This is a genomic window from Pseudomonas sp. CK-NBRI-02 (assembly GCF_008124495.1).
GTDB classification, from domain to species: Bacteria; Pseudomonadota; Gammaproteobacteria; order Pseudomonadales; family Pseudomonadaceae; genus Aquipseudomonas; species Aquipseudomonas guariconensis.
On the sequence record NZ_VSJH01000039.1, the window covers coordinates 359,243 to 372,441 of the forward strand.

The following is a 13,199-nucleotide window of genomic DNA, read 5'->3' on the forward strand; positions in this document are numbered from 1 at the left end:
CATGAACCTTCACCCGCATTTTCGCCATGGCCTGCTGGCCAGTGCCCTGCTGCTGGCCAGCAGCGGCCTGGCCTATGCCGAGCCGGTCAAGCCGGTGGTCAAGGAATTGCAGCAGGCCAAGACCTACACGGTCTCCAGCGCGCCGATCGAGCCGTTGCAGATGGACCCGCCCAAGCTGCCCGACCTCTCCGGCTACACCGCCGAAGCGGTTCAGAAAAAGCTCGACCGCAGCCATAAAGGCAAGGTCAGCGTGCGCCGCATGCTCCAGGAGGAATCGCTCAAGGAGTTCATCGGCGGCGACAACAAAGGCGCCGAGTGGGTTCGTCGCCAGCAGGGCATTCCCCAGGCGATCTTCGTCGATGATGGCCATGTGGACCTGGTGCAACTGAGCAAGCAGGTGCCCAAACAGTACCTGCGCGAAACCGAACCAGGCGTGTACCTGGCGCGCCTGCCGATCGTGGTCGGGCGCAAGGGCGTGCTGGAGATCAATGGCAAGGTCAAGGAACTGCGCCTGTCCCAGGAGGGCGGCTCGTTCCTGATCAACGACGGCAAGCTGTTCGTCACCGACACCCAGGTCACGGGCTGGCGCGAGAAGGACAACGGCCCGGCCACCTTCCGCAAGCCGGACGAGTTCCGTCCCTTCCTGCTGTCGTGGGGCGGCACCGAGACCTACATCGTCAACACCAAGATGGCCAGCTTCGGCTACGCCAAGTCCAAGTCGTACGGCGTGAGCATCTCCCAGTACACGCCGAACATGGCCAAGCGCATGGGCCGCCCGGAACCCACCGGCTGGATCATCGGTTCCGAATTCAGCGACATGTGGTACGGCTTCTACTGCTACGAGACCCAGGACTTCGTGATCAAGGACAACACCTATCGCGACAACATCGTCTATGGCATCGACCCCCACGACCGCTCGCACCGCCTGATCATTGCCGGCAATACCGTGTATGGCACCAAGAAGAAACACGGAATCATCGTCTCGCGCGAGGTCAACGACAGCTGGATCATCAACAACAAGAGCTACGACAACAAGCTCTCCGGCGTGGTCCTGGACCGTAACAGCGTCAACAACCTGGTGGCCTACAACGAGATCTACCGCAACCACACCGACGGCATCACCCTGTACGAAAGCGGCGACAACCTGATCTACGGCAACAAGCTGCTCAACAACCGCCGCCACGGCATCCGCGTGCGCAACAGCGTGAACATCCGTCTGTACGAAAACCTCGCCATGGCCAACGGCCTGGTGGGCGTGTACGGGCACATCAAGGACCTCTCCGACACCGACCGCGACATCGCCCTGGACCCGTTCGATACCAAGGTCTCGCTGATCGTGGTCGGCGGCGAACTGGCGGCCAATGGCTCCGGCCCCTTGTCGATCGACTCGCCGCTCTCGGTCGAGCTCTACAAGGTCTCCATGCTCGCCCCGCGCAAGGCCAACGGCATCAGCCTCAACGGCATCCTTGGCCAGCGCCAGGACGAAATCCTCGACCTGCTGGTGCGCCAGCAGAAGGCCGTGCTGATCGACCCGGTCGAACGCCAGACCGAAATGATCGATTAAGGAAGCCCAGACCATGACTCCGCATCTGATGAAACTGCTCGGCCTGTCCGCTGCCCTCCTGGCCATCAGCCAGGGCGTGCGCGCCGCCGATGTACAGGCCCCGAGCTTCACCGCCGAGCCTTGCTGCCAACTGTGCCCAGAGGCCCACGACGCCAGCCGTTACGTGACCCGCTACCAGCAGAACTTCACGACTCTGGTCCAGGCCAAAGGCGACTGGCTGTTCCGTACCCGCGAAGACCTGCGCACCGAATTCAACACCACCCCGGCCGGCTACAAACGCCTGCAACAGGTACATGACGCGTTCAAGAAACGCGGCGTGGAACTGGTGCTGGTGTACCAGCCAACCCGTGGCCTGGTGAACCGCAACATGCTCAACCCCGCCGAGAAAGCCGCCTTCGATTATCAAAAGGCGCTGGGCAACTACCAGGCCATGCTCAAGCGCTTCGCCAGCATGGGCTACAACGTGCCCGACCTGTCGCCGCTGACCAACGAGCAATTGGCCGCCGCCGACCAGGGCAAGGACTTCTACTTCCGCGGTGACCAGCACTGGACGCCCTACGGCGCTGAGCGCGCGGCCAAGATCGTGGCCGACACCGTACACAAGATGCCAGCCTTCGAAGGCATCCCGCGCAAGGAATTCGAAACCCACAAGTCCGGCCGCATGGGCAAGACCGGTACCCTGCACAACGTCGCCGGGCAACTTTGCGGCACCAGCTATGCGGTGCAGTACATGGACCAGTTCGCCACCGAGCCCAAGGGCGGTGCGAGCGATGGCGACGACCTGTTCGGCGATTCGGGCAATGCCAAGATCACCCTGGTCGGCACCAGCCACAGCGGCAAGAACTACAACTTCTCGGGCTTCTTGCAGCAGTACATCGGTGCCGACGTGCTCAACGTCGCCTTCCCCGGTGGTGGCCTGGAAGGTTCGATGATCCAGTACCTGGGCAGTGAAGAGTTCAAAAAGAACCCACCGAAGATCCTCATCTGGGAGTTCTCGCCGCTGTACCGCCTGGATCAGGAAACCATCTGGCGCCAGATCCTCGCCTTGCTCGACGACGGCTGTGACGACCGTCCGGCCCAGATGAGCGCCAGCGCCACCCTCAAGCCCGGTAAGAACGAGCTGATGGTCAACGGCAAGGGCGGTGTGATCAAAGACCTGATCAACCGCAATCACCAGCTGGACATCAAGTTCGAGGACACCTCGGTAAAGGTCCTGCAGGCCACCCTCTGGTACCTCAACGGCCGCCACGAGGACATCAAGATCGAGAAGCCGGAAACCTCCGACACCGACGGCCGCTTCGTCTTCCAGATGCGCGAAGACGAGGACTGGGCCAGTCAGAACCTGCTCGCCCTCGAGATCCAGGGGCCGGAAACCGGCACCCAGAAAGTCGAGGCCAAGCTGTGCAAACGCAACAACTTCGCCGGCCCTGCGCAGAACACCGCGCAGGCCGGCCAGTGAGGCGACCATGAACCCATTGCGCACAATCACCGCACCTGCCCTGCTCGCCCTGGCCCTGTTCGGCCCGGCCGCGCAGGCCGGCAGCCTGGTGCCGCCACAGGGCTACTACGCAGGCATCGAGAAGCTCAAGAAAGGCGACGGCAACTTCCGCTGCGAACCGGCGCCCAAGCCCTACACCGGCCCCCTGCAGTTTCGCAGCAAGTACGAAGGCTCCGACGGTGCCCGTGCGACCCTGAACAAGGCGTCCGAAAAGGCCTTCCGCCAATCCACCGAGGACATCACCACCCTCGAGCGTGGCGTCAGCAAGATGGTCGGCCAGTACATGCGCGATGGCCGCCCGGCCCAGCTCGACTGCGCCCTGACCTGGCTGGGTACCTGGGCGCGGGCCGATGCGCTGGCGTCCACCGACTACAACCACACCGGCAAGTCGATGCGCAAATGGGCGCTGGGCAGCATGAGCGGCTCGTGGCTGCGCCTTAAGTTCTCCAACTCCCAGCCGTTGGCCGCGCACCAGGCCGAGGCCGAGCTGATCGAGAAATGGCTGGCGCGCCTGGCCGAACAGACCGTGCGCGACTGGAGCGACCTGCCGCTGGAGAAGATCAACAACCACAGCTACTGGGCGGCCTGGTCGGTGATGGCCACCGCCGTGGCCACCGACCGGCGCGACCTGTTCGACTGGGCGGTGAAGGAATACAAGGTCGGCGCCAACCAGGTGGACGAACAGGGCTTTTTACCCAACGAGCTCAAGCGCAAGCAGCGAGCCCTGGCCTACCACAACTACGCCCTGCCGCCGCTGGCGATGATCGCAAGCTTTGCCCAGGTCAACGGCGTGGACGTGCGTGGCGAGAACAACAACGCCTTGCAGCGCTTGGCGCAACGAGTGCTCAGCGGGTCGAAGGACCCGAGCGCGTTCAAGACCCGCAACGGCGAGAAACAGGACATGCACGACCTGAAGATCGACAGCAAGTATTCGTGGATGGAGCCCTACTGCAGCCTCTATGCGTGCAGTGGCGACACCCTCCAGCGCAAGCGCGGCATGCAGCCGTTCAACAGTTTCCGCTTAGGCGGAGACCTGACCCGGGTCTACGACCCGAGCGCAGAGAGCAAGAAGTGACACGACACCCTGTGGGAAGCGGGTGAACCCGCTCCCACAGGGCCTAGGTATCTCCCACTTTCGAGTGGGGGGTTTGGGGGGCGCTGTGCCCCGGATGCTGTGAACAAAAAAGGAGAACCGGGATGGTCTTCTCGTCCAACGTGTTCCTGTTCCTGTTCTTGCCGATCTTCCTCGGCCTGTATTACTTGAGCGGGCAACGCTATCGCAACCTGCTGCTGTTGATCGCCAGCTACATCTTCTATGCCTGGTGGCGGGTGGACTTCTTGGCACTGTTCGCCGGTGTCACCCTGTGGAACTACTGGATCGGCCTCAAAGTCGGCGCCGCGGGCGTGCGTACCAAGCCGGCCCAACGCTGGCTGCTGCTGGGTGTGGCAGTCGACCTGGCGATTCTGGGCTACTTCAAGTACGCCAACTTCGGCGTCGAGAGCCTCAACGCGATCATCACGTCGTTCGGCCTGGAACCGTTCATCCTCACCCATGTGCTGTTGCCGATCGGTATCTCGTTCTACATCTTCGAGTCGATCAGCTACATCATCGACGTGTACCGCGGCGACACCCCGGCCACGCGCAACCTGATCGACTTCGCGGCATTCGTGGCGATCTTCCCGCACCTGATCGCCGGCCCCGTGCTGCGTTTCAAGGACCTGGTCGACCAGTTCAACAACCGCACCCACACCCTGGACAAGTTCTCCGAAGGCTGCACCCGCTTCATGCAGGGCTTCATCAAGAAAGTGTTCATCGCCGATACCCTGGCGGTGGTCGCCGACCACTGCTTCGCCCTGCAGAACCCGACCACGGGCGATGCCTGGCTGGGCGCACTGGCCTACACCGCGCAGCTGTACTTCGATTTCTCCGGCTACAGCGACATGGCCATCGGCCTGGGCTTGATGATGGGCTTTCGCTTCATGGAGAACTTCAAGCAGCCGTACATCAGCCAGTCGATCACCGAGTTCTGGCGGCGCTGGCACATCAGCTTGTCGACCTGGCTGCGTGATTACCTCTACATCACCCTGGGTGGCAACCGCAAAGGCACCTTCAACACCTACCGCAACCTGTTCCTGACCATGCTGCTGGGCGGGCTTTGGCACGGCGCCAACTTCACCTACATCATCTGGGGCGCCTGGCATGGCACCTGGCTGGCCATCGAGCGCGCCCTGGGCATCGACACCAACCCGCAGCGCTTCAACCCGATCAAGTGGGCGTTCACCTTCCTGCTGGTGGTGGTTGGCTGGGTGATCTTCCGCGCCGAGAACCTGCACGTGGCCGGCCGCATGTACGGCGCCATGTTCAGCTTCGGTGAGTGGCAATTGTCGGAACTCAACCGCGCCCAGCTCACCGGCCTGCAGGTCGCGACCTTGGTGGTCGCCTACGTCACCTTGGCGGTGTTCGGCCTGCGCGACTTCTACCGCGACGCCAAGCCCACGCCCAAGGCCACCCCGGTGCAGATCAACGCCGACGGCTCCGTGGGCCTGGACTGGACCCGCGTCATGACCCGCGCCCTGGTCCTGCTGCTGTTCGTTGCCTCGGTGCTCAAGCTCTCGGCGCAGAGCTACTCGCCGTTCCTCTACTTCCAGTTCTGAGGACAGGACCATGAACCGGACACTACGCATCACCTATTCCCTGTCGTTCCTGGGCCTGCTGACCGGGCTTGGCGCCTGGTCGGTGGGCGGCCTTGAAAGCTTCAACCGCACCGAGCAGATGACCCTGCTCAACGGCAAGCTGGCCAAGGCCGCCGAGACCCACTACGACGAGCAGTTCCCGATCAAACGCATCGGCACCAACCTGTGGGCGGCGCTGGACTACAAGCTGTTCAACGAAGGCCGCCCGGGCGTCGTGCTGGGCCGCGAGCAGTGGCTGTTCAGCGATGAGGAGTTCAAGCCCACTGCCGGCGCCGAGCAGCTGATGCAGGAGAACCTGGCGCTGATCCGCGGCGTGCGCGACACCCTGCAGCGCCAGGGCACGCAGCTGGTGCTGGCGATCGTCCCGGCCAAGGCGCGGATCTATTCCGAGTACCTGGGCAAGGACCAACCGGCCAGCCTGCACGAGAACCTGTACAACCAGTTCCACGCCCAGGCCCGCCAGGCCGGTGTCTTCGCTCCGGATCTGCTCGCGCCCCTGGAGCAGGCCAAGGCCCGTGGCCAGGTGTTCCTGCGCACCGACACCCACTGGACGCCCATGGGTGCCGAGGTCGCGGCCCAGGCCCTGGCCGAGGCGGTGTCGCGCCAGAGCCTGCTCAATGGCGACCCGCAGGCGTTCATCACCGAAGCCGGCGCCACCAGCCCCTACAAGGGCGACCTGACCAACTTCCTGCCGCTGGACCCACTGTTCAGCAACCTGTTGCCCTCACCGGACAATCTGCAGCAACGCAGCACCCGTCCGGTCGAGGCCGAAGGTGAAGCAGGCGACGCGCTGTTCGCCGAAACCCGGATCCCGGTGGCGCTGGTCGGTACCAGCTACAGCGCCAACCCGCACTGGAACTTCCTCGGCGCCCTGCAGCAAGCCTTGCGCAGCGACGTGGCCAACTACGCCGAAGACGGCCATGGCCCCCTGCTGCCAATGCTCAAGTACCTGCAGAGCGACGCCTTCAAGGACGCTCCCCCGCAAGTGGTGGTGTGGGAATTCCCCGAACGTTATCTGCCAATGAAGAACGACCTCAGCGCCTTCGATCCGACCTGGATCGCCCAGCTGAAGAACACCCGCAAGACCGAAGAAAACCTGGCCCTGTCGTCCAATCGGACGGTTCACTGAAGAGGACATCAACATGACCAACAAACCTTCCTTCGCTAAAGCCTTCACCCTCGCTGCGGGCCTGTCCCTGCTCTCGCTGCAGGCCCTGGCCGGCGCCGATGCGGCGCTCTACGGCCCGAGCGCGCCAAAAGGCTCGACCTTCGTGCGCCTGTACAACGCCTCCTCCAGCCCTGCCGCGGCGTCGGTGGGCAACACCCAGATCAAGCCGGTCGGCGCCCAGGCCAGCAGCGACTTCAGCTTCCTGCCCGGAGGTGACTACACCGCCCAGGTCGGCGGCAAGAGCGTCCCGGTCAAACTGGCCGCGGACAAGTACTACACCTTGGTCAACAACGCTGGCGGCAGCCCGCAACTGATCGAAGAACCACCGTTCAAGAACAAGCAGAAAGCCCTGGTGCGCGTGCAGAACCTGAGCGACCAGTCGCTGACCCTCAAGACTGCCGACGGCAAGACCGAAGTGGTCAAGCCTGTGGCCGCCAAAGGCCGTGGCGAGCGCGAGATCAACCCGGTCAAGGTCAGCCTGGCCCTCTACGAAGGCGACAAGAAAGTCAGCGACCTCAAGCCGGTCGCCCTCGAGCGCGGTGAAGCCGCGGTGCTCTATGTCACAGGTTCCGGCAGCAACCTGTCGCCGGTCTGGGTCACCCGTCCCGTTGCCAGCAACTGATTCAAACCCCTATCGACCTTTTGGAGAAACATCATGATTCCGGTAATTCTTTCTGGTGGTAGCGGTTCGCGTCTGTGGCCTCTGTCGCGCAAGCAGTTTCCCAAGCAGTTCCTGGCCCTGACCGGTGAGCACACCCTGTTCCAGCAAACCCTGGAGCGCCTGGTGTTCGAAGGCATGGACAGCCCGATCGTGGTCTGCAACAAGGACCACAAGTTCATCGTCCAGGAGCAACTGGCCGCACTCAACTTGCAGACCCAGGGCATCCTCATGGAGCCCTTCGGTCGCAACACCGCGCCTGCGGTGGCCATCACCGCGATGAAGCTGGTCAACGAAGGCCGCGACGAGCTGATGCTGGTGCTGCCGGCCGACCATGTGATCGAGGACCAGAAGGCCCTGCAACGCGCCCTGGCCTTGGCCACCGTGGCCGCCGAGCGCGGCGAGATGGTGCTGTTCGGTGTGCCGGCGACCAAGCCTGAAACCGGCTATGGCTATATCCGCTCCAGCCAGGATGCCCTGCTGCCCGAAGGCGTGGCGCGCGTGGCGCAGTTCGTCGAAAAACCCGACGAGAAGCGCGCCAACGAGTTCGTCCGCGCCGGCGGTTACTTCTGGAACAGCGGCATGTTCCTGTTCCGCGCCAGCCGCTTCCTCGAAGAGCTGAAAAAGCACGACCCGGACATCTACGACACCTGCCTTCTGGCCCTGGAGCGCAGCGACGAACAAAGCGACGTGCTGAGCATCGACGCTGCGACCTTCGCCTGCTGCCCGGACAACTCCATCGACTACGCGGTGATGGAAAAGACCCAGCGTGCCTGCGTGGTACCGCTGTCGGCCGGCTGGAGCGACGTGGGTTGCTGGTCGTCGCTGTGGGAAGTGCACGAGAAAGACGACAACGGCAACGTCACCAAGGGCGACGTGGTGGTGCAAGACAGCCACAACTGCATGATCCACGGCAACGGCAAGCTGGTGTCGGTGATCGGCCTGGAGAACATCGTGGTGGTCGAGACCAAGGACGCCATGATGATCGCCCACAAAGACAAGGTCCAAGGCGTCAAGCAACTGGTCAACACCCTTGACCAGCAAGGTCGCAGCGAGACCCAGAACCACCTGGAGGTATACCGCCCGTGGGGCTCGTACGATTCGGTGGACATGGGCGGACGCTTCCAGGTCAAGCACATCACCGTCAAGCCGGGCGCGAGCCTGTCGCTGCAGATGCACCACCACCGCGCCGAACACTGGATCGTGGTGTCCGGCACCGCCGAGGTGACCTGCGACGAGAACGTGTTCCTGCTCACCGAGAATCAGTCGACCTACATCCCCATCGCCTCGGTCCACCGCCTGCGCAACCCAGGCAAGATCCCATTGGAGATCATCGAAGTACAGTCCGGCAGCTACTTGGGCGAAGATGACATCGAGCGCTTCGAAGATGTCTATGGCCGCACCTCGACGCCAGTGGAACGCGGCATCTCGATCAAGACCATTGCGCAGTAGAGCGGCTAGCCGCTAGCGGCAAACTGCAAGAAAAAAGCAGGGCGGCGTGAACCGACCATTCGGATTCACCACCGCCCTGCTTTTTTCTTGTGGCTCGCCGCTTGAAGCTTGAAGCTCGCAACTCCAAGATACCCAAATCCTCGAAACGGAATTTGGACGACATGCTCATTGGCGCCCTGCTCATCCTCACCTGGCTGGTTCTGCTGCTGCGCTACCCGGCCAAGGCCTTGCCGATTTCCCTGGCGGCGGTGTTCGGCCTCGGGTTGGTGGCACTCGGGGTGGTGTGGCAGGACAGTCGCGAAGCCTCGCAGCTGGCGCGCCTGGATCTGCGCCTGAGCTACGCCCCCGACAAGTGCCCTGCCGATCGCACCTTGCAGGTGCACATGAAGAACGGCAATTCAGTGCCCCTCACCGAACTGCGCTGGCGCGTCGCCGCCTATGCCCCAGGTGACACCGTCAACCTGGCCGAGAACACCTACAACGCCCCGCGCTACCGAGGCCCCGGCGAGCTGCAACCGGGCGCCGAATGGACCGACTGCCTGCCCCTGCCGCCGCTGCGCAGTGGGTACCGGCCGCAGACATTGGAATTTCGTGCCGAACATCTGCAAGGTACATTCGCCAACTAATGTGTTGCCGGTGTCGAGCCGTTCGCGAGTGACCCGCGAGGGAGCCGACACAAGTTCATACCCATCCCCTCTGCCAACAGGCCTGAACCCATGCCCACCGTCCTGATCACCGGTTGTTCCAGCGGCATCGGCCGCGCCCTGGCCGACGCCTTCCGCGATGCCGGCCACCACGTGTGGGCCACCGCCCGCAAGCCCGAGGATGTCGAACGACTGGCCGCAGCAGGCTTTGCGGCGCGGCAGTTGGATGTCACTCACCCCGATGACCTGGCGCGTCTGGCCGACGAGCTGCAGGACCGCCATGGTGGTCTGGACATCCTCATCAACAACGCCGGCTACGGCGCCATGGGGCCCCTGCTCGACGGTGGCGTCGAGGCCATGCGCCAGCAGTTCGAGACCAATGTCTTTGCCGTGGTCGGGGTCACCCGCGCGCTGTTCCCGCTGCTGCGTCGCAATCGGGGCCTAGTGGTGAACATCGGCAGCGTGTCGGGTGTACTGGTCACCCCGTTCGCTGGCGCCTACTGCGCCTCCAAGGCGGCCGTGAATGCCCTGAGCGATGCCCTGCGCCTGGAGCTCGCGCCGTTCGGCATTCGCGTGATGGAAGTGCAGCCCGGAGCCATCGCCTCGCAGTTCGCCGACAACGCTCAGCGTGAAGCCGAAGGCGTGCTGGCGGCGGATTCGCCGTGGTGGCCGTTGCGCGATTACATCCAGGCGCGGGCCCGAGCTTCCCAGGACAAACCCACGCCAGCCGCGGTGTTCGCCCAAGGGCTGTTGGCAGCGACCTGTAAGCGCCCGACGCCTGCCATGGTACGCCTGGGCAATGGCAGCACGGCCCTGCCGCTGCTGGCCCGGCTGCTGCCCCGGCGGTTGCTGGACAAGGTGCTGCGCAAACGCTTCGGGTTGCTGCGCCCACTCTGATACGGCGCAGCGCCTTTCGCGGCTACCCCCCGCCCACAGGTGCCCTGCGGCCCTTGAAAGCCACAGTACCTATGGGCGCTGGCGAAGCCTGGGACGGGCCGCATAGCGGCCCCTTAGGCCTTCTCGTCGAACGCCTGCCAGCCACCGCCCAGGGCTTTGTACAACCCCACCAGCGCCTGGGACACTGCCGCTGAACTGTCGATCCACTGCTCCTCGCTGGCCAGCAGCGCGCTCTGCACGGTCAGCACATTGAGAAAGTCCACCGCCCCTTCCACGTACTGTCGCTGGGCCGTCTCCAGCGCGACGCGGTTCTGTCTCACCGCCTCGGCCAGATGATCGCGACGCAACTGGCTGGCGTTGTACAACCGCAGCACATCGTCGATCTCATGCCAGGCACTCAGCACCACCTTGCGGTAATTGAGCGCCGCCTCCTGCTGCTGCGCCTCACGCAGCTCGAGCGTGCCTTTCAGGCGCCCGCCTTCGAAGATCGGCAACGACAACTGCGGGCCGAAGGCGAAACGCCTGGCATCCCACGCACCGAAGTCGGACAGCTGCATGGCCTGCAAGCCCACGCTGCCGGAGAGCCGAATGCTCGGGTAGAAGTCGGCCTTGGCCACGCCGATGCTGGCGGTAGCCGCGTGCAGCCGCGCCTCGGCCTGGCGGATATCAGGACGGCGCTCGGCGAGCGCTGACGGCAGGCCGATGGCAAAGCGCTGCTGCGGTGTCGGCAAATCGCCAGGGGCCAGCAACTCGCTTTGCAGGCTACGCGGAGGTTGCGCGGCGAGCAGGCTCAGGGCGTTGATCAGGTCGTCGCGGCGCGCCTCCAGCGTGGGCAAACGCGCCTCGATCGACGCGACCTGGGCGCTGGCCTGGGCCACGTCCAGGCGCGTGGCGACGCCTTCGGCCTGACGATCCTGGGACAGCTTGAGGCTGTGCCGGGCGACCTTGAGGTTGTCCTGGGTGACTTCCAGGGTGTGCTGCACCGCGCGCAACTGGATGTAATCACCTGCCGTTTCGGACAACAGCGCCAGCAGTACGCCGCGCCGGTCGTTCTCGGCCACTTGCACCGAAGCATCGGCCGCCTCGACCTGGCGACGTACCCGTCCCCACAGGTCCAGCTCCCAGCCTGCGACCAGATCGCCCTGCCATAGATTGAAGGCAGACTTGCCCGCTTTGCCAGACGGGTCGTTCAGGCCTTCGGCGCTGTTGCGCGCGCGGCTGTAGCCGGCGTTCACATCCACCGAAGGCACCTCGTCGGCCGCCACGGTGCTGCGCAAGGCGCGGCTTTGCAGCAGGCGCGCACTGGCCATCTGCAGGTCAAGGTTACGTTCGGCGACGCGCTGGATCAGCGCGCTCAGACGGGCATCGTGGAAGCTGTCCCACCAGCGCAGCTCCAGCGGCTCGGCGGTCGGCTGACTTGCCGCCGCCTCGCCTTGCAGCTGCGCCCAGGCCTGGGGCGCCTGGCTCTCGGGGCGCTTGAAATCCGGCCCGAGGGTGCAGCCGGCGAGCATCACCGCCAGCAGCAGAGGGCTAATGCGTGTTACCGCCTTCATCGCGCGCTCACCGCTTTGCCATCGAGGGTGTCGCCGTCGGTGTCGATGGTCGCCACCACCGACATCCCCACCCGCAGGCGCTCGAGCAGTGGCTGGCCATCATCGAAGACGATCTTCACCGGAATACGCTGCACCACCTTGGTGAAGTTGCCGGTGGCATTGTCTGGTTTGACCGCGGCGAAGGTGACGCCGGTGGCCGGGGCGATGCTCTGCACATGGCCGTGCAGTTTCTCCCCGGAAAAAGTATCGACACTGATGCTCACCGGCTGGCCCGGCTGCACGTGAGTGAGCTGGGTTTCCTGGAAGTTGCCCACCACGTAGGCCTGCTGCAGCGGCACCACCGAGAGCAGACGCGCGCCCGGATTGACGTACGCACCGATGCGCAGGGCACGCTCGCCGACCATGCCATCCACCGGCGCGGTGATGCGGGTGTAGGACAGATCCAACTGGGCTTTCTCAACGCCAGCCTCGGCACGCTTGAGCTGGCCCTCGGCGCTCGCCACCTGGGCCGTGAGGATGTCCACCTGCTTGCGCGTGGCGACCAACGCCGCCTGGGCGTTGGCCAGACGCGCGCGGGCCTGCTCGACACGGCTGCGCGCCTGCTGGGCGTTCTGCACGGTACCGGCGCCCTGCTCTGCCAGGCGGCTGTAGCGGGTCACTTCATGATCGGCAAAGGCCATTTCGGCCTGGGCGGCCTTCACCGCCGCTTCGGCCTGGGCGATCAACGACGCCTGACGCTCGAGGGTGGCGCGAGCATCGGCGCTCTGCGCCTTGGCCACCAGCAATTGGGCTTGGGCGGCGTCGAGGGCCGCGCGGTAGTCGCGATCATCGATGGTCGCCAGCAACTGGCCGGCGCTGACCTGCTGGTTGTCTTCGACCAGCACTTCCTTGATGAAACCTGGCACCTTCGGCGCGACTACGGTGTAGTCGGCGGTCACATACGCATCGTTGGTGCTTTGCCGGTGGTCGCTGCCCAGCATCCAGGGGGTCACCAGGGCAGCCAGCACGGCCACGGCGAGCACCGAGCCGATCACGAGTGTCTTGCGGTTGTTGGTCATTTCTACAGTCTCG

11 protein-coding genes are annotated in these 13,199 nt (G+C 64.4%); 9 read left to right on the top strand and 2 right to left on the bottom strand.

Annotated features, from left to right (window positions below; genetic code table 11):
* Window position 1 precedes the first annotated feature (1 nt).
* The 9 genes from algG (at window position 2) to DQ397_RS22920 (ending at window position 10,575) form a co-directional block, all read left to right on the top strand.
* The gene (algG, locus tag DQ397_RS22880) at window positions 2-1,564 is read left to right on the top strand and encodes a mannuronan 5-epimerase AlgG (protein ID WP_043207419.1); all 1,563 of its coding nucleotides are present in this window, start codon (window positions 2-4) and stop codon (window positions 1,562-1,564) included.
* 13 nt (window positions 1,565-1,577) lie between these two features.
* Complete coding sequence (locus DQ397_RS22885; RefSeq protein WP_043207418.1) at window positions 1,578-3,023, top strand: alginate O-acetyltransferase; 1,446 nt, start codon at window positions 1,578-1,580, stop codon at window positions 3,021-3,023.
* A 7-nt stretch (window positions 3,024-3,030) separates the two neighbouring features.
* On the top strand, window positions 3,031-4,137 hold the full coding sequence (locus DQ397_RS22890; protein WP_043207417.1) for a mannuronate-specific alginate lyase: 1,107 nt from the start codon (window positions 3,031-3,033) through the stop codon (window positions 4,135-4,137).
* Window positions 4,138-4,259: 122 nt separating this feature from the next.
* On the top strand, window positions 4,260-5,717 hold the full coding sequence (locus DQ397_RS22895) for an MBOAT family protein (protein WP_043207415.1): 1,458 nt from the start codon (window positions 4,260-4,262) through the stop codon (window positions 5,715-5,717).
* Between the two features lie 10 nt (window positions 5,718-5,727).
* The gene (locus DQ397_RS22900; protein ID WP_043207414.1) at window positions 5,728-6,885 is read left to right on the top strand and encodes an alginate O-acetyltransferase; all 1,158 of its coding nucleotides are present in this window, start codon (window positions 5,728-5,730) and stop codon (window positions 6,883-6,885) included.
* A gap of 13 nt (window positions 6,886-6,898) precedes the next feature.
* Complete coding sequence (locus tag DQ397_RS22905) at window positions 6,899-7,546, top strand: alginate O-acetyltransferase AlgF (protein WP_043207413.1); 648 nt, start codon at window positions 6,899-6,901, stop codon at window positions 7,544-7,546.
* 33 nt (window positions 7,547-7,579) lie between these two features.
* On the top strand, window positions 7,580-9,034 hold the full coding sequence (locus DQ397_RS22910) for a mannose-1-phosphate guanylyltransferase/mannose-6-phosphate isomerase (RefSeq protein WP_043207412.1): 1,455 nt from the start codon (window positions 7,580-7,582) through the stop codon (window positions 9,032-9,034).
* A gap of 161 nt (window positions 9,035-9,195) precedes the next feature.
* On the top strand, window positions 9,196-9,660 hold the full coding sequence (locus DQ397_RS22915) for a hypothetical protein (protein ID WP_043207411.1): 465 nt from the start codon (window positions 9,196-9,198) through the stop codon (window positions 9,658-9,660).
* 90 nt (window positions 9,661-9,750) lie between these two features.
* Window positions 9,751-10,575 (top strand): SDR family oxidoreductase, encoded by an 825-nt coding sequence (locus tag DQ397_RS22920; protein WP_043207410.1) that lies wholly within the window; start codon window positions 9,751-9,753, stop codon window positions 10,573-10,575.
* 113 nt (window positions 10,576-10,688) lie between these two features.
* Here DQ397_RS22920 and DQ397_RS22925 read toward each other — a convergent pair whose 3' ends face one another.
* Entirely contained in the window at window positions 10,689-12,128 is a 1,440-nt protein-coding gene (locus tag DQ397_RS22925; RefSeq protein ID WP_043207408.1) for an efflux transporter outer membrane subunit, read from the bottom strand.
* Complete coding sequence (locus DQ397_RS22930) at window positions 12,125-13,186, bottom strand: HlyD family secretion protein (RefSeq protein WP_043207407.1); 1,062 nt, start codon at window positions 13,184-13,186, stop codon at window positions 12,125-12,127. The genes DQ397_RS22925 and DQ397_RS22930 overlap by 4 nt, the downstream gene beginning before the upstream one ends.
* Window positions 13,187-13,199: the final 13 nt, after the last annotated feature.